At 33.7% G+C, this 18519-nt stretch carries 14 protein-coding genes and 2 tRNA genes; 10 read left to right on the top strand and 6 right to left on the bottom strand.

Features of this window, described 5'->3' with window-relative positions:
- Positions 1–44 precede the first annotated feature (44 nt).
- A complete protein-coding gene (gene ssb, locus AOY20_RS04975; RefSeq protein ID WP_054580839.1) occupies positions 45–626 on the top strand; it encodes a single-stranded DNA-binding protein in 582 nt (193 codons plus the stop codon).
- A 352-nt stretch (positions 627–978) separates the two neighbouring features.
- Positions 979–5958: an ESPR-type extended signal peptide-containing protein gene (locus AOY20_RS04980; RefSeq protein WP_054580840.1), complete on the top strand. Its 4980-nt coding sequence runs from the start codon at positions 979–981 to the stop codon at positions 5956–5958.
- A 64-nt stretch (positions 5959–6022) separates the two neighbouring features.
- On the opposite strand, the gene AOY20_RS04985 is transcribed toward AOY20_RS04980, so the two are convergent.
- Positions 6023–6355, bottom strand: a complete 333-nt coding sequence (locus tag AOY20_RS04985) for a hypothetical protein (RefSeq protein ID WP_054580841.1) — start codon at positions 6353–6355, stop codon at positions 6023–6025.
- Between the two features lie 226 nt (positions 6356–6581).
- On the opposite strand from AOY20_RS04985, the gene ahpC reads away from it, so the two are divergent.
- The 3 genes from ahpC (at position 6582) to AOY20_RS05000 (ending at position 9713) form a co-directional block, all read left to right on the top strand.
- Complete coding sequence (ahpC, locus tag AOY20_RS04990) at positions 6582–7145, top strand: alkyl hydroperoxide reductase subunit C (RefSeq protein ID WP_054580842.1); 564 nt, start codon at positions 6582–6584, stop codon at positions 7143–7145.
- Between the two features lie 441 nt (positions 7146–7586).
- Positions 7587–8885, top strand: coding sequence for an FAD-dependent oxidoreductase (locus AOY20_RS04995; protein ID WP_054580843.1), 1299 nt, complete (start codon positions 7587–7589; stop codon positions 8883–8885).
- Between the two features lie 3 nt (positions 8886–8888).
- Positions 8889–9713, top strand: a complete 825-nt coding sequence (locus AOY20_RS05000; RefSeq protein ID WP_054580844.1) for an SAM-dependent methyltransferase — start codon at positions 8889–8891, stop codon at positions 9711–9713.
- Positions 9714–9765: 52 nt separating this feature from the next.
- Here AOY20_RS05000 and AOY20_RS05005 read toward each other — a convergent pair.
- A tRNA-Thr gene (locus AOY20_RS05005) sits at positions 9766–9841 on the bottom strand.
- Positions 9842–10031: 190 nt separating this feature from the next.
- Positions 10032–10259 carry a hypothetical protein gene (locus tag AOY20_RS05010; RefSeq protein WP_054580845.1) on the bottom strand — a complete coding sequence of 76 codons (228 nt, stop codon included), beginning with the start codon at positions 10257–10259 and terminating at the stop codon, positions 10032–10034.
- 492 nt (positions 10260–10751) lie between these two features.
- Here AOY20_RS05010 and AOY20_RS05015 point away from each other — a divergent pair, with 492 nt between their 5' ends.
- Both AOY20_RS05015 and AOY20_RS05020 read left to right on the top strand, forming a co-directional pair.
- Positions 10752–11678, top strand: a complete 927-nt coding sequence (locus AOY20_RS05015; RefSeq protein ID WP_054580846.1) for a 5'/3'-nucleotidase SurE — start codon at positions 10752–10754, stop codon at positions 11676–11678.
- A gap of 9 nt (positions 11679–11687) precedes the next feature.
- Positions 11688–12374, top strand: a complete 687-nt coding sequence (locus AOY20_RS05020; protein WP_054580847.1) for a hypothetical protein — start codon at positions 11688–11690, stop codon at positions 12372–12374.
- Positions 12375–12661: 287 nt separating this feature from the next.
- On the opposite strand, the gene AOY20_RS05025 is transcribed toward AOY20_RS05020, so the two are convergent.
- A tRNA-Ser gene (locus AOY20_RS05025) sits at positions 12662–12752 on the bottom strand.
- Positions 12753–12874: 122 nt separating this feature from the next.
- Here AOY20_RS05025 and AOY20_RS05030 point away from each other — a divergent pair.
- The 3 genes from AOY20_RS05030 (at position 12875) to AOY20_RS05040 (ending at position 17106) form a co-directional block, all read left to right on the top strand.
- Positions 12875–14755 carry a potassium transporter Kup gene (locus AOY20_RS05030; protein WP_054580848.1) on the top strand — a complete coding sequence of 627 codons (1881 nt, stop codon included), beginning with the start codon at positions 12875–12877 and terminating at the stop codon, positions 14753–14755.
- A gap of 344 nt (positions 14756–15099) precedes the next feature.
- Positions 15100–16101, top strand: a complete 1002-nt coding sequence (locus AOY20_RS05035; RefSeq protein WP_054580849.1) for a DNA/RNA non-specific endonuclease — start codon at positions 15100–15102, stop codon at positions 16099–16101.
- Between the two features lie 42 nt (positions 16102–16143).
- Positions 16144–17106: a DNA/RNA non-specific endonuclease gene (locus AOY20_RS05040; RefSeq protein WP_054580850.1), complete on the top strand. Its 963-nt coding sequence runs from the start codon at positions 16144–16146 to the stop codon at positions 17104–17106.
- Positions 17107–17187: 81 nt separating this feature from the next.
- On the opposite strand, the gene AOY20_RS14725 is transcribed toward AOY20_RS05040, so the two are convergent.
- Both AOY20_RS14725 and aqpZ read right to left on the bottom strand, forming a co-directional pair.
- The gene (locus AOY20_RS14725; RefSeq protein ID WP_158319989.1) at positions 17188–17334 is read right to left on the bottom strand and encodes a hypothetical protein; all 147 of its coding nucleotides are present in this window, start codon (positions 17332–17334) and stop codon (positions 17188–17190) included.
- Between the two features lie 201 nt (positions 17335–17535).
- Positions 17536–18225, bottom strand: coding sequence for an aquaporin Z (gene aqpZ, locus AOY20_RS05045; protein WP_054580851.1), 690 nt, complete (start codon positions 18223–18225; stop codon positions 17536–17538).
- Positions 18226–18519: the final 294 nt, after the last annotated feature.

The raw sequence follows: 18519 nt of genomic DNA on the forward strand, positions 1-18519 counted from the left end.
TCTTATAAAGTAAAATATAGAAACAAATAGGAAGAATACGTCTGATGCGTGGTGTAAATAAAGTTATTTTAGTTGGTACTTTAGGTCGAGATCCTGAAACAAAAACTTTTCCAAATGGGGGGTCATTGACTCAATTTTCAATTGCGACAAGTGAGTCTTGGACAGATAAAACCTCTGGTGAACGTAAAGAACAAACAGAATGGCATCGTATTGTATTGCACAACCGTTTAGGTGAAATTGCACAGCAATATTTACGTAAAGGTTCTAAAGTTTATATTGAAGGTTCATTACGTACACGTCAGTGGACAGACCAAAATGGTCAAGAACGTTACACGACAGAAATTCGTGGCGAACAGATGCAAATGCTAGATAGTAATCGCCAACAAGGGGAACAAGGTCAACCTGAGCAACCAAGGTTTAATAATAATCAAGGCAATAGCTATGGAAACCAAGGTGGCTATAATAAAAACCAAGGTAATAACTATGGTAATCAAGCAGGTTATGCAAACAATAATAACCAAGCTAATGGTTATGCAAATAATAACCCGAGTGGTTTTGCACCAAAAACAGCTGCAACACCAGCTGCAGCGGCTCCTGCAGATTTAGATGATGATTTACCATTCTAGACTATACAATAACTAAATATTGTATTTATTAAAGAGAAAGAACTTGATTTATATCAAGTTCTTTTTTTAGAAATAAATATTATATAAAAAGTCTGATTCTAATCAGGCTTTTTTATATAACTTATAAATATATTGTGATGGTATTTGTTTATTGTGTAAAAAATATCGAATATATCAAATAATAATAAAGATAAATTATGTGTTTTATATGTGCAACATGGACATTTTTGCATTTATTGATTAGGATTTATTTGATTATAAAAATCTTTGTATCTAAAAAGAAAAATAGAATTCCATTATTTGAATGGACTTGAAAAAGAATTAATAAATATAAAAAATATAAGAGGCTATTATGAATACAATTTATAAGGTGATTTGGAATGCATCTTTGGGGATATGGATCGCAGTTTCTGAACTAGCAAGGGGCCGAATTAAATCTAAAAATATAAATAATGAACGGGTAGATTGTTTAAAAAAAAATAATTTTAGAAGAATCATTGTATGGGGATTGCTGAGTGTTTTCATTACACCAACATATGCAGTACGTACGATCACAATATCAGGAACATCAGGAGATCTTGTTTCTCCTGACTCTAAGGGGACAGACCTAAATGCTCAGAATTATACTAGTTGGACTAATCCTAATTCACCAACGGCAGATCTAGGAACGAGTACTGGTATTGGTGTTATCATTGGAAATGGTTCATCAACAACTGGTGGTGGTAATACTATTTATGGAAATAATAATAAATCTATTTCAAGTAATACTATTATTTTTGGTAATGGAAACTATTCAAGTGCAACAAATGGATTAACTATTGGACATAGATCATCTACTGCAGGAAATGCAGCTATTGCAATAGGGAGAGATACTGTTGCTAATCAAAATTTTACAGTCGCTATAGGAGTTGTAACATCTGCAACAGGTGTAAAAGCAATGGCAATAGGGCATTCTGCGGAAGCAAGTGGAACAAATTCAATTGCTTTTGGGGCATCACAGGGAACAGGAAGTGCACATACTACAACAGGTGCACGAGCTTCAGGTAATTATGCAATTGCTATTGGGACGAATGTAGAGGCAAGTGGTCAAGACGGTGTTGCTGTGGGGAGTAATGCGATTGCTTCAGCTTTACATAGTGCTTCTTTTGGTAGAGCAGCGAATGCATTGGCAGAAAAATCTCTTGCACTTGGCGATGCTGTATCTGCTAGTGGTGTAAGAAGTTTGGCAATGGGAGCCTCTGCTAATGCAACTCATGATAATTCAGTTGCTTTAGGCTCTAATTCAACAACAGCAACAAATGCAACATCGGAAATATCTGTAACTCAAAATAATTTGATTTATGGGAATTTCCAAGGACAAGTTTCTGGTAGTGGAATGCAGGTTTCTGTTGGTTCTGTTGGTGCGGAAAGACAAATAAAAAATGTTGCAGCTGGAAAAATTAGTAATACCAGTACAGATGCGATTAATGGTAGCCAATTATTTGCAACTAATGCTGTTTTAGGGGCAGTTGCCAATAGTACTAAAACATTGTTGGGCGGTAATGTTACTTTAAGTTCTGCTGGTACTTTAAATATAACGAATATTGGTGGGACTGGAGCAACTACAGTTCATGATGCATTAATTGCAGTAAAAGCAAGCGCTGATAATGCCAATACAGCATTAGCGAATCACACCGCAGCAGCACTGGGTGGAGGAGCCACTTATGATGCAGAGACAGGGACATGGACACCACCGACTTATACACTGATTAATCCAATTACAGGAACAGAAAGTACGGTGAGTGATATTGGCTCAGCGATTAGTGGCTTAGATGCCGCGGTCAATGCACCATTAACTTTTAAAGATGCAACGACAGGCATATCCGTTAATAAATTAGGTTCAGAATTTAAATTTATTGGTGATGCGAATATTGCAGCTATTGTGACAGAAGGACAGTTGGCATTAAGTTTAAACAAAAATTTAACAGGTCTAACAAGTGTCCAAACGACAGATGGCACGAATACCTCGACCATGACAGCCACAGGAACGACCGTGACAGATGGAACAAATACCACGGTTTATGGTGCAAATGGCTTAAATATTAATGATGGTACGGTTGTTCTAGATTCATCAGGTTTAAATGTCGGAGGAGTAACGCTTGGTTCCACAGGAATTAATGCCAATAATCAAAGTATTAGCAATGTTGCAGATGCACAAAATGCAGGAGATGCGACTAATTTAGGGCAAGTTGAAAGTCTACTTGCAGATGTTGGCACAGCAGCAGCAGAAGCCAATACAGCATTAGCGAATCACACCGCAGCAGCACTGGGTGGAGGAGCCACTTATGATGCAGAGACAGGGACATGGACACCACCGACTTATACACTGATTAATCCAATTACAGGAACAGAAAGTACGGTGAGTGATATTGGCTCAGCGATTAGTGGCTTAGATGTCGCGGTCAATACACCATTAACTTTTAAAGATGCAACGACAGGCATATCCGTTAATAAATTAGGTTCAGAATTTAAATTTATTGGTGATGCGAATATTGCAGCTATTGTAACAGAAGGACAATTGGCATTAAGTTTAAACAAAAATTTAACAGGTCTAACAAGTGTCCAAACGACAGATGGCACGAATACCACGGTTTATGGTGCAAATGGCTTAAATATTAATGATGGCACGGTTGTTCTAGATTCATCAGGTTTAAATGTCGGAGGAGTAACGGTTGGTTCAACAGGAATTAATGCCAATAATCAAAGTATTAGTAATGTTGCAGATGCACAAAATGCAGGAGATGCGACTAATTTAGGGCAAGTTGAAAGTTTACTTGCAGATGTTGGCACAGCAGCAGAAGCCAATACAGCATTAGCGAATCACACCGCAGCAGCGCTAGGTGGAGGAGCCACTTATGATGCAGAGACAGGGACATGGACACCACCGACTTATACACTGATTAATCCAATTACAGGAACAGAAAGTACGGTGAGTGATATTGGCTCAGCGATTAGTGGCTTAGATGCCGCGGTCAATGCACCATTAACTTTTAAAGATGCAACGACAGGCATATCCGTTAATAAATTAGGTTCAGAATTTAAATTTATTGGTGATGCGAATATTGCAGCTATTGTGACAGAAGGACAGTTGGCATTAAGTTTAAACAAAAATTTAACAGGTCTAACAAGTGTCCAAACGACAGATGGCACGAATACCACGGTTTATGGTGCAAATGGCTTAAATATTAATGATGGCACGGTTGTTCTAGATTCATCAGGTTTAAATGTCGGAGGAGTAACGGTTGGTTCCACAGGAATTAATGCCAATAATCAAAGTATTAGTAATGTTGCAGATGCACAAAATGCAGGAGATGCGACTAATTTAGGGCAAGTTGAAAGTCTACTTGCAGATGTTGGCACAGCAGTAGCAGAAGCCAATACAGCATTAGCGAATCACACCGCAGCAGCACTGGGTGGAGGAGCCACTTATGATGCAGAGACAGGGACATGGACACCACCGACTTATACACTGATTAATCCAATTACAGGAACAGAAAGTACGGTGAGTGATATCGGCTCAGCGATTAGTGGCTTAGATGCCGCGGTCAATACACCATTAACTTTTAAAGATGCAACGACAGGCATATCCGTTAATAAATTAGGTTCAGAATTTAAATTTATTGGTGATGCGAATATTGCAGCTATTGTAACAGAAGGACAGTTGGCATTAAGTTTAAACAAAAATTTAACAGGTCTAACAAGTGTCCAAACGACAGATGGCACGAATACCTCGACCATGACAGCCACAGGAACGACCGTGACAGATGGAACAAATACCACGGTTTATGGTGCAAATGGCTTAAATATTAATGATGGCACGGTTGTTCTAGATTCATCAGGTTTAAATGTCGGAGGAGTAACGGTTGGTTCCACAGGAATTAATGCCAATAATCAAAGTATTAGTAATGTTGCAGATGCACAAAATGCAGGAGATGCGACTAATTTAGGGCAAGTTGAAAGTTTACTTGCAGATGCGACAACAAGCATTACCAATAAAGGCTTTTCATTACAGGCTGAAGATGGTCAAACAGTAACAAAAAAATTAGGAGAGGCGATAGAGATTGTTGGTGATAATAAAAATATAAGTACCGAAATGAAAGATGACAAACTTTCTGTAGTTTTAGCAAAAGATTTAGTTCTAGATTCAATTAGTGCTGGTGGAACTATTTTAGATTCACAAGGATTAACAGTTGGTAATACCCAAGTCACAAGTGATGGTATTTTTATAGCTGGAGGTCCAAGTTTATCTACGAGTGGAATTGATGCAGGAAATAAAGCCATTAGTAATGTTAGTCGTGGAATAAATGCAAATGATGCGATTAATAAAGAGCAATTCGATGAGGCAATTCAGGATCTGACTGATAGTGTTGGTGGATTAGCAGAAAGTGCTGTGCAATATGATCGTAATGAGGATGGTTCTGTAAATAAAGACATTATGACATTAGGTGGAAAAAATGGAACGCTTATTACAAATGTTGCAGATGGTGATGTATCGATTGGTTCAAAAGATGCTGTAAATGGTGGGCAACTCGCAACTGTTAGGGATAATTTGCAGGGACAAATTACGACTAACACAACTCAAATTACAGAATTAAAAAATGGTTTAGAGGCAGGTACAATTGGTTTAGTCCAACAGGCTAGCCCATCAGACCAAATATCTGTAGCTAAAAATTCAGGTGGCACAACTGTAAATTTTGCAGGTACTAGCGGTAATCGCGTATTAACAGGTATTCAATCAGGTAGTATCAACAAGGATTCTTCAGATGCTATTACAGGTGCGCAACTTAATGCAAATTATGAAGCGCTAGCCAAAACTTTAGGTGGAAATGCTAAATTTGAAAATGGAGAGTGGACAGGTCCATCTTATACAGTCGGCTATGGTGAAAATGAAAAAACCGTCAATAATGTTGGTGATGCTGTTTCTGCTTTAAATGATGCAAATTCTGCACTTACCACGCGTATGGATACGATTGGAGCTCAATTTGATGATGTCATTAAATCAACAAATGAACGTTTAGATAAATTTACCAATAAGACAAATGCAGCAGTTGCCGCAGCTATTGCAATTGCATCTTTACCACAGCCAACAGAATATGGAAATACGATGATGGCAGTTGGTACAGGTGTATGGGAAGGTGAAACAGGATTTTCTATTGGTGCTTCAGGTGTGACCAAAGAAAGCCGAATTTTAAATGCTAGTAAGCCAGTTCATTATGTTTGGAAATTTGCTACAACAACAAATAGCCGAGGTACTTGGGGGGGAGGCGCATCAGTGGGTATTCAATGGAAATAAAAATTCTTGAACTTTAGTGGTCAATATCCAATATTTTAGGGCTGATTATTCAGCCCTAAATGATTTAAAAGATTCGAGAACTTTTCATATACTGTGAAGTTACTTGATTTTGAGCTTGTAGAATTAATGTTAAATCTTTTTGTTGTAAAGCATCATTTAATAATTGCATATATTCTAATAATTGTTGTTTTACGGATTGTGCAAAATCAGATTCAACAGCTTCATCTTCGTACAATAAAACATAGTTTTTAGCAAAGCCATAAATAAGAAATAATGCAGTTTGATCAAGATCTGATGACGTTTGTAATGCTTGTTCACATTCATTTTTTAATTGTTTGAATGCATCAGTACCTGCAGAAAGTGTTTTAAATTTTTCGAAAATTGTTGAGAAATACATTTGTTATATCATCCACTCAAAAAGAAAATCTACAGAAAAAAAGTGTGATGGTCAATACAAAAATAAACAAAGTTGTTTCAAAATTAACATTAAGTTTATGGCGATAATATTTTTAATTTGTTAAAACGATCATTTTTATTAAAAACAATAATTTTACCAATTAATAAAATGGTTTTATTATATGTCCATCAAATAAGCAATCTTATGAATGAAATAGAGGCACTTAATGAGCTTAATCAATACAGAAGTAAAACCATTCCAAGCAACTGCATACCATAACGGTCAATTTGTTGATGTTTCAGAGGCAAGCTTTAAAGGTAAATGGTCTGTTGTATTCTTTTATCCTGCAGATTTTACATTTGTTTGCCCAACAGAGCTAGGTGATCTTGCTGATAATTATGCTGAATTTCAAAAGTTAGGTGTTGAAATTTACGGTGTTTCTACAGATACACATTTTACGCATAAAGCATGGCATGACACTTCTGATGTGATTGGTAAAATTCAATATCCATTAATTGGTGATCCAACTTGGACACTTGCTAAAAATTTTGAAGTATTAATTGAAGCTGAAGGTCTTGCAGATCGTGGTACATTTGTTATTGATCCTGAAGGTAAAATTCAAATTGTTGAAATTAATGCTGGTGGTATTGGTCGTGATGCAACTGAACTTTTACGTAAAGTAAAAGCTGCTCAATATGTACATGCACATCCTGGTGAAGTTTGCCCAGCAAAATGGAAAGAAGGTGATGCAACACTTGCTCCATCTATTGATTTAGTGGGTAAAATTTAAATGTAAAAAAAAGCCTAGATATTTCTAGGCTTTTAAATTTCACTAATTAATTTAAAAAATTTCTTTTAAGCAAAAAAAAGCCTATGATTACTCATAGGCTTTTTTATTTACGCTGCTTGTTCTTTCTTTTTGTTGTGTATTTTATTATTGTTTTCTTTAATTATTGTGATGTTGTTGTCATTTTTATGGATTAAATGTTAAACAATTTTTTTTACTTTGTAAAACATTTTTTTGCTCTTTTTCTCATCAATATGAGATTTTTCATGTAATTTAACGAACTTTTCTTAAAATATGAATAAATTCCGTATGTTGTATAGTAGATTAGCTATGTAAAATTATGTAATTAAAAAAAGATAAAGATTCTGGTAGTTTTTAATAGTTAGATTTTGAATCGCTTGGTTCATAATCATGGAAGTATTTTAAAAAAGATAGGTTTGAATCTTGAATATTGCAATTATTGGTAGCGGGATGGCTGGACTTGCTACTGCAAGAATTCTAAAAGATGCTGGGCATAATATTACAATATTTGAAGCTTTACCTGGCAGAGGAATGGATAGCCACAGTATGGAGTTTGATGGTGGATTAATTGATGCGCCATTAAGAGTGATGAATCCTCATTTATGGAAAAATACATTAAGTTTAGCAACACATTTAGGTATTTCTACATATCCAGTACGTACTTACATGGCATGTAGTTGGTTATTTGAAGAAAAAACAGAAACTTGGTTAACAACAACACGTAGCCGAATTGGTAATTTTCCAATTATTAGTAATCGGAAAGGATTACAGCAGTATGGATGGCGCTTAGTTAAAGGGATGTTGCAACTAAAAGTTGCGATTGCAAAATTTTTTAAATCTAAAAACCAAGATATTACTTTGGCAGACTTCATTAATCAGAATGAAATTGAAGAAGTTTTTTTACATGGTGCAGTAATGCCTGTGCTTTATACCATTTGTACGTGTAATCCTAAGACAATTGGTGAGTGGCCTGCTAAGCCATTACTTATTTTTTTACGTCAACTTACAGATGGTGATGCTCTTTTACGCTTACAGGGTGGAACACCTGCATTGGTAGATAAACTCATTGATGGAATAGAAATTATCAGTGATGCACCGATTATTGATGTTAAAGAAACAGAACAAGGTGTATTAGTTAAAAATAATCATCAGCAATCTTTTATCTTTGATAGAGTTATTGTTGCAACCCCAACGACAAAAGTTGAAGAATTTTTAGATAAAGCACAATTTTCTGAAGATATTGAACTATTGAAAAAGTTTAAATTTGAAGATGGTGATTTAGTTATTCATACTGATGCAACGGTTATGCCTCCGAAGCGTAAAGACTGGTCCGTTTTAAGTTATATGATGGATCGTCAATTTACTCGTCAGCAATTTACGGTATGGTTAAATTCAGTTGAGCCATCTTTAGTAGGTAAGCAGCCAATTTTCCAAACATGGCGTCCTGTAACTGAAATTGATCCTAAAAAAATAGTAGCATCGGTTAAATTAACACGTGCTGTTGTAGATTCGAAAACAGTGGCTTTAAATAAAGAATTGCAATTACGACACCAACAACCAGATCGGAAAGTCTTTTTCTGTGGCTCTTGGTCTTGTGATGGTTTGCCAATTTTAGAATCTGCGGTGACATCTGCAATGAACATTGCTGAAATATTTAATGCACCATTGCCATTTGTTGGATTAAAACCTAAAGTTGAGGTTGCCCCACAACTTGGTTACTAAGTAATGAAATTGCTTCAAGCGATTCGAAATAAATTCCCAGAGCATAAGTATTCAATTAATACAAAATTGTTGGGAGATAATTCGGAATGTGCTTGGAGTAATTTAGGTTTTTGGAGTGAGAATCATAAAAGCACTTATCCACAAGCATGTGAAAATTTAGCTCATCATCTTGCACAGCGTTTAAATTTAAATTCAAAAGATCAATTACTTGATTTAGGTTGTGGTTACGGTGCTAGCTTATTGCTTTGGCAAAAGAGTTATTATCTTAAAAATATTCAAGCTGTTGAATTACAAAAACAATGTGTTAATTTAATTCGTCGTAATATAAAAAATATTCCAGTATTTTGTGAATCTTATTTGAATTTAAAACATATCATGTTTGAAAATAAGTTTGATGTGATTTTGTGTTTGGATTCTGCTTATCATAGTGATTTAAATTCATTTATAAATTCAGCATGCGCTGTTTTAAATTCAAAAGGAAGAATTGGATTTCATACATTAATGCTATCTGAAAAATGGAATACTTTAACTTCACTACAAAAACAAAAATATTCATGGTTATTAAAAGTAGCAGATGTGAAATTGAAAAATTTAAATTCAAAAGAAAAATTAGAACAATGTCTAAAGAAATTTGAATTTAGAAAAATTGAAATTGAAAATTTATCTAAACCTGTCTTATATGGTTTTTCAGATTATGTTGAGCAGGGACTAAAAGAAAATAAAAAAAACGTGGATGATTTAAAAATTAGAATGACGGCAAAATTATGCAAAAAATTATTTGAAGATGATTTTATTCGTTATGTACAAGTGTCTGCGGAATATAAATAAAAGCGAAGTAGTAAAAACAACAAAGGCTCACTAAAAAGCGAGCCTAAGTTTATGGTGCCGGCACACGGATTCGAACTGTGGACCTACTGATTACAAGTCAGTTGCTCTACCAACTGAGCTATGCCGGCGTTGTGGAATGCATTTTACAGAAAGTTTGATTGAATGCAAGCCAAAAAATAACCGATTAATTTATTTCTATAAAAAAAATGATGATTTATTGCATTTTATTTAAAAAAAAAGAATGAAGAGGGTTATTTAGCTCACAAAATATGAGCTAAATAAAGAAAATGAGATTTTATATTAATGAAATATAGTGAATCATTTACTTTTCAGAATACGATCTAAATCTTGAGCACATTCTTCTAGAGTAAAAGCCATATCAAGTTGCATTTGTGGTTTAAGCTCATTTGCTAATTGTCTCCATTGCTCTATTAATTTAAGTGCTTTTTGAATCCGATGTTTATTAACATCTTTAGCGACAGTTGGTGCATATCCACCACGTTTAGCATTTTTAATTTGTTTCACATAATTAAGGCTGTTATTCATATGAGCTCCCGAATAGCAGTTTTTATGTTGATATTTAGTTGCTAATTATTGGATTAAGTGAATATAAAAATGAGAGTGTGAAATATAAGTATCTTAACTTTTGAGTAGAACCTCTCTGATCATGAGAAATATAAGATGATTATTTTTTAACATAAATTCTGAATATTGTCTTATATGTAGCCAATTAAATTGTAAAAAAAATATGACATAAACTTAAAATTTTTTTTATATTTTATGAAGCGGAACGTTTTTTTATGTGGAATAAATATTTGAATAAAATTATCTAATTAAATGATAAAAAAAATGGAGTTATATAAATTAATACTATAATAGTGTAATAAATTTTAAGAATTTTGTTGTTATTGAGATAATACTATTCAGTAGAAAAGTAAAAAATAAAAAATAAATATAACAGAGTGTTTTTTTGTAAATTTTATTTCAAAAATCAAAATATTTATATAGCTTATTTATTGAATTATAAGGGGAAATAAAATGAGAAAAGTAATTTTATATTTAATGACAATGACGTTTGCAGTAGATGCATCTGCATTAAAAATTATTATTACAAATGATGATGGACTGACAAGTAATGTGGTTGCTTTAACAAATGCATTAAGAAGTGCAGGACATCAAGTAGCCGTTTCTGTTCCATGTACAGGACAAAGTGGACGAGGTGGGGCATTAGTCTTTTATAGCCAACAACGAATTGTTGCTGAAAATGATGATCAAATTACGGCAAATGGTGGTTGTTCGTTTGGTGTAGCATCAATTGGCGATCCAGCAATGGGTCCATTTAAAAAGAGCGGGTTTACAGATTATCACTATGTTCATGCAACACCAGTTGTTGCCGCTTTATATGGTATGGATGCGGTAGCAAAGCAAAAATGGGGAACAGTTCCTGATTTAGTGATTTCTGGACCGAATGAAGGGCAGAATGTCGGTGGAATTAATTTAATTTCTGGTACTGTTGGTGCTGCCCAATTTTCAGGTATTCGAAATGTTCCATCTATTGCTGTAAGTGCAGGTGAAAATACTGCATCAGCTACATTGAATAATCCACGTTCAACTGTTGTTGCAAATCATGTCGTACAATTAATTTCTGAATTGGAAGCAAAAGCGGGGGGGAAACGTTTACTTCCTAAAAATGTTGTTTTAAATGTCAATATGCCGAATAACGTATCTGCAACAACACCATTTGCATTTTCTAAAGTAGGTACATTTAATAAATATGATCTTTCTATGGGATCATCAACAACACCAGTTGAAATTCCTGTTTCAAGTGCAACACTAGCTCAGAAATATGATGAGGCGGTTGTTTCAGACCAGAAGATATCTGTAACTGCACTACAAGTAGGATATGAAAGTAGTCCTGTGACACAATCATGGTTAAAATTACATCTAAAAAATCTGTTTAGATAAGGCGGCATAATGAAAAATAAACTGACTTATCTAACAATTGCAGCTGTGTTAGGCTTAGTTTCTTGTGGTGATAATGACGATAATCAAACTGCTCAAGTAACCCCACAAGCTGTAAATTTAATGACTACACGTAGTGTGAGTGTAGCTGATGTAACAGGAATCTCTGAGCTTGGATCGGGTATATATTCTGTTATAACTGGATCTGATGAGCATATTAAGACAGGTACATATTATCAGTCTGATATAAATGAAAAGTTATTAATTATTAATGGTGATGAACAAAAAGCAGAGGTAGGTTTTTACGCATTACCTGAACAAGGATGGAATATTGTTGGTGGTTTAGCAGAAGAGACGACAGTAAATATTCAACAATTCGAAAAAATTGATGATGAAATATTGACTGTTGCATCTTTCAAAGGAAATTATCAAAGTACTTTTAATGATTTTGATATTGAAATTCAGATTGATCAGCAAGGTAAAATTATTTCAGGTCGTTCAACATGTAAATTCAGTGGTCAAATTTATGAGACGACTTTATCTAATATGGTGAAATATGAAATTAATAGTCAGAATTGTGAAGGTTTAGCATCTGTTTTACAAGGTTATTTGGTTAAAGATATAAACTATGAACCAGCGAGTTTTAGAATGATTAATTTAAATTCTGAAATTTTGGATTTATGGTTTTATGAAAATTAAGCATTAATCGAAATGTGTAAATATTTTACATAAAATTTATTAAATTTAAATCATTAAATCTGTAAAAAAAGTGATTTCTTATACATTTTAAATCTGTATTGAAAGGTACAGATTTAATTTTGATAGGGATTATTTTTCAAAGAAAAAAGTAATATTTTTGTAGAAAAATTGAGGAATGATGAGCTATTTTTTTTATTAAAGTTTAATTTATATATCAAATAAAAAAGGCTTAAATCCTTTAGGTTTAAGCCTTTCTTTATATCATATTGTTATATGATATTTGAATCTGGCGGTGAAAGAGGGATTCGAACCCTCGATACGCTATAAACGTATACACACTTTCCAGGCGTGCTCCTTCAGCCACTCGGACACTTCACCGTATAGGCAGGGGATAATAACTAAAAAAGATTAGTCTGCCAAGCTGAAACAATTGATTTGAAGAAAAACTTTTCTTGTAGTGCTATCATTCGCAAAAATACTGTCTAAAATGAAGACAAAATATGCAAAACACTGCAAAAAAGGCCGCATTGCCAGCGATTACGCTCGCTGCACTTGGGGTTGTATTTGGAGATATTGGAACAAGTCCTCTTTATGCATTACGTCAATGCTTCTTAACTGCCCATTTGGCAATTACAGATGCAACAGTGCTCGGGATTTTGTCACTTATTTTCTGGTGCATGATGCTCACCATTAGTTTTAAGTACGTCATGATTATTATGCGTGCCGATAACAATGGCGAAGGTGGAATCATGTCTTTGCTCGCTTTAAATTTACGGACAACCAGAATTGCTGAAAACAAAAAGATTTACTTAATTGCTTTAGGATTTATTGGTGCATCTCTGTTTTTTGGTGATGGTATTATTACCCCAGCAATTTCTGTATTATCGGCTGTTGAAGGATTAAGTATTGCAACGCCAATGTTCAATCAATGGTTGGTGCCACTTGCAATTGGGATTCTAGCTGGTCTATTTTTGGTACAACGCCATGGTACAGGTACCATGGGGAAATTATTTGGGCCTCTGACATTAGTTTGGTTTTTATCGATAGGTTTAGTTGGTGTTTGGAGCATTATTCAAACTCCATTTGTCTTGTCGATGGTTAGTCCACACTGGGCATTTAATTTTGTTGTGCACCAACCTTTTGTTGCATTTTTAACAATGGGAGCTGTTATTTTAACAATGACAGGTGGTGAAGCGCTTTATGCAGATATGGGGCATTTTGGGCGGTTACCTATTCGTTTAGCTTGGTTCATTGTCGTATTGCCATGTTTATTACTTAATTATGCTGGGCAAGGTGCGCTATTACTTCGTAATCCTGAAGCAATTGAAAATCCATTTTATATGCTTGTACCTGAGTGGGCATTATTTCCTATGATTGGCTTAGCAACGGCTGCTGCTGTGATAGCTTCTCAAGCCGTAATTACAGGCGTATTTTCAATGGTAAATCAGGCAATACAATTGCGCTATTTACCAAGATTAACCGTTAAGCACACTTCAGAAGTTGAACAAGGTCAGATTTATTTACCATTCATTAATTGGGTACTATTTATTTCTGTACTTATCTTGATTTTATTATTTGAAAATAGTGCAAATTTAGCAAGTGCTTATGGCGTTGCTGTAACTATGACAATGCTTTGTGGAACCATTCTAATTTCTATTTTAGCTTATGGTTACTGGCGTTGGCCAATGTGGAAAGTTGCACTTTTTGCTATTCCATTTTTATTTTTAGATTTAGTTTTTGTTGCGTCGACTTCATTAAAAATTATTTCAGGTGGATGGGTTCCAATTCTTATTGGCGCTGCATTATTTACAATTTTGATGACATGGAAAGATGGTCGTGCATTGGTATTAAAACGCTTAAGTAAAGATGCCTTGCCGATGGATTTGTTTATTAAAAGCGTAAATATGGGCGATGAAATGAAGTTCATTCCTGGTGATGCTGTATTCTTAACAGGAACACCAGATATTGTTCCTCATGCGATGCTACATAATATTAAGCATAATAAAGTGCTTCATGAACGTAATATTTTAGTCACCATAAATACGAAAGATGTTCCTTATGTGAGTGATGCTGATCGTATTTGTGTTGAAAAATTGGATGAACGTTTTTATCGCGTTGTTATGTATTATGGTTTTAAAGATCAGCCAAATATTCCTCAAGCTTTAGCTTTGGCATATGAAGAACTCGATTTTAATTTCGATTTAATGCAGATTAGTTTCTTTATTTCACGTGATCGAATTATTCATACTTTGGGCGATGGCATGGCACCATGGCGTGAAAAATTATTTATTTCAATGCAGCGAAATACGAGTCCTGTAAGTGACTTTTATCAAATTCCGACAAATCGCGTGGTGGAGTTGGGTAGTCAAATTGAAATTTAGATTCATATTTTTGATAGATAAAACCAGAGATTAAACTCTGGTTTTTTATATTTAAATGGAATGTATAGCAATGACTCTATGAATAGTGAGCAAGTACTAAAAAGAATATGAACTTTTGAGTGTTTGTTAAACGATTGGTACACCTGAGCATATACAACCTACTAGCGCCTTGTTAATCTCGAATTGCTTAATTTTCAAGTCATCAGATGAACATTAAAGATGTGAAATGATGATCTTTTGAAAAGAGATCATGATGAAAAATGTAATGTTAAGCATGATTTTAATTAAGCAAATTTTTGAAAATTTGTATCTTCTTCATTTTTATTTGTTGTGAATCATTCATTGTGAAAATTCAAAATTTTTTACTTGCTAGCAGTTTGATTTTTTCTTTTTCAGCATTTGCTAAAGATAACTCATCTGAATATGCTGTATTGGCAAAAAAGCAGCCAATTGCTTTATATAATAGTGCACAAAAGAAAAATTCCTTTGAAGGATGTGAAAGGTTATTTCCAAATAATAATTCGAATGATGTGGTAGGGCTATACACAGACCATAATGGTTTGTGGAGATTTAGGAAATTATGTTCAGATAATTTTGCTGTTTTATATTCAGATCGTACTAAAACACCTATTCTTGTCGTTGAAAAACTGAATGCTGCATCATTAAATAAAAGAAAAAAAGGTTTAGAGCGAACAGATATTTTCTATACTGACCCAAGAACACCTACAAATGGTCAAGCAAAAGCTTCTGATTATAAAAATGCGAATCCTGGGGTAGATAAGGGGCATTTAGCACCAGCAGGAAATGCTTTAACTGAAAAAGGTATGGCACAGACATTTGCAATGTCTAATATGATTCCACAAGATTCAAATAATAATCGTCAAGCATGGAATAAAATAGAAACTGACGTTAGAAAATATATTACGCGTTCAAAAGGTGATACGTATATTTTAACGGGAGTATTGTTTGATAAAAATGAGAAATCGACAGTTAAATTAGGGAAAAATCAAGTTTGGAAACCAACACGCCTATTTAAATTGGTTTATAACACAGATGAAAATAGAAGTTGGGTTTATTTGGTAGATAATGCTCCTACAACTGTGCCAAAACCAATTTCGTATCCTGAATTTGTTAAAAAAACGAAATTACAATTTAATTTTTTAGACTCAAATGAGCCTGTGCCAGCCACAAATGAAATTTTAACTAATGGCTCATCAAATGATACTGCAAGTAATAATGGTGGTCATGAATCGGCACAAGATAAGTTTTTTACTTTGATTCTTCATCAAGTAAGTGAATTTTTGAAAAATATGCTTCAAGCATTTATCTCTAAAATTTTAAATTAACTTTTACAATTTTAAATTTGTAGTCAATGAGTTTTTGAGTGTATGGCGCTGAGAAAACGTAAGGTTAAATCTAAAGCGAAAAGCCAATATGCTAAGGGAAATTCAATCAAAATATTGCTCGCTATCATTGCTTTAGTGAGCTTTATTTTGGCCTTTTCTTTTGACTCTTTGAATAAGTTAATTGTAGGTATTCAACCGATTGCGAATGAGCGTTGTTTACAAGAATTTTATAAAGAAGTTCCTCCATATTTAAATAAATTAAGTTTGAGCCAGCAGAGTTATCCTTTATGTTTTGATGGTTTTAACTTGATGTATTCCGAATTATCTAAAACAGCGCTTTGGATTGCTGAAGTTTTGACACCCCATCGTTTAAGTTTAACGACCTCAGATCAATCATTAGCTTTAAATTCAAATCGAAATATGAGGCATTTTATAAAACCAACAAATGACGGTTTTTATTTATGGCAACTTGCACCAATGGGACAAAATTCAAATTTATCTGAAGATGCCTATAGCAGTGCAGCAGGGACACAAATTCCATTTGTTTCTAAGGCAAAGTTAGCTTTATTTGAACAGATAGAAGAAAGTATTCGTGCGATTGTACGAGAACACAATGTTAGTGTGTATATGATTACAGGTCCTGCATTTTTAGATAGAACTTTAAAAATCACACAAGATGGCATTATGGTGCCAACAGCGATATATAAAGTGATTTATATTCCAAAAACTGGGGCAATTGGTGCGTATTATGTGCCGAATGATTTAAGTTCTAGCCCAAGACTTGTGAGTATTTGTTATTTGGAAGAAAGATTAGGTATTAATTTATTCCCACAATTAACTGAAGATGAAAAACGAAATACTTATAAACTGCCATGGAAGAAAATGGATATTCAGGCTGATCAGCCTTTAGAATATTTATATTGGGATGCACAAAGCCAATGTGAAGAAGATATTTCTGAATCTAAAATAGAGACACTGCAAAAACAGTTTAAATTTATGTCATAGAAGGTAGAAATATTTTTAACTTTTATAAGGTTTGTACATAAAATAATCGCAAGTATTTTATGTACATTTCATTTTAAATGATTATGAGTTTGTAACCACTTCGCTAGATGCTTGTTGGTTATGCTTATAGGTTTCTTCTTCAACATCTGCTTCAGCAAAAACTAAATAAGCGATAACTGCAATAATAACAATGAGAATGGCAAGAGAAGCTTTTTTTAAGTTAGTCATAACAAGCACAATTGATATAGAGCTGTTGAGGATATTAAAAATTGAAATAAAAAGCTAGAAATTTAATTTTATCATTTAGTTATTTATTCATATTTTATAACGGTTTTTTTCTTTAAAGCTTTAAGTAAAAGATTATAAGTTGCTTTAAAATCAATTATTTTAATCAGTGTAGTACTAAAACAGTACTACACTGAACATGATTTAGGCTTTTTTCGCTAATAAAAGTTTATAAATAACTCCACCTAAGAGACCACCAATAATTGGAGCAACCCAGAATAACCAAAGTTGACTTAATGCTGCTGTTTCAGCAAATAAGGCAACTCCCGTACTGCGAGCAGGGTTTACCGACGTATTTGTGACAGGAATACTAATTAAATGGATGAGCGTTAATGCAAGACCAATTGCAATTGGAGCAAAGCCAGCAGGTGCTAATTTATCAGTTGAACCCATAATAATAATGAGAAAGCCAGCAGTGAGCACAATTTCAATAATGAGGGCAGAAACTAAAGAATATTGTCCAGGTGATAATTCTGCAAAACCATTTGATGCAAAACCACCAACGCCATTAAAGTCTGCTTTACCTTGAACAATCATAAACAAGATAAATGCTGCTAGGCATGCACCAATAACTTGAGAAATAATATAAGGAATAAGTTCTTTTGTTTCAAAGCGACCACCTGCCCATAAACCAATACTTATAGCAGGGTTAAAATGTGCACCTGAAATATGACCTAAGGCATAAGCAGCAGTTAAAACCGTAAGACCGAAAGCAAGAGATACACCAGCGAAGCCAATGCCAAGTTCAGGATAAGCTGCTGCCAATACAGCACTACCGCATCCACCAAAGACGAGCCAAAAGGTTCCAATGATTTCTGCTAAATATTTATTCATTTGGTATTCTCCAAAGTATTTGTTATTTACTTTTTATTGTTAAAAATGTTTTTTAAGCACATTTAACTGTAGCTGTTTTTTAATTAATTTGTAAATAGAAATACGCAATATTCTAGTTTTAAAGAATTTGTAAGATATTGAAAAATAGTGAAATATATAATATTAAAAAAATATTATTAAATTTTTTTAATTCATTTATTTACTTTCATTTTATTTCATAATTTTACTTTTTCTATTTGAAATTTAGTCATTTATATAAATGAATTTAACAAATATTTTTTGAGTAATTTTTAG

Origin of the sequence: Acinetobacter equi (assembly GCF_001307195.1) — a bacterium.
In the GTDB taxonomy this organism is placed as follows: Bacteria; Pseudomonadota; Gammaproteobacteria; order Pseudomonadales; family Moraxellaceae; genus Acinetobacter; species Acinetobacter equi.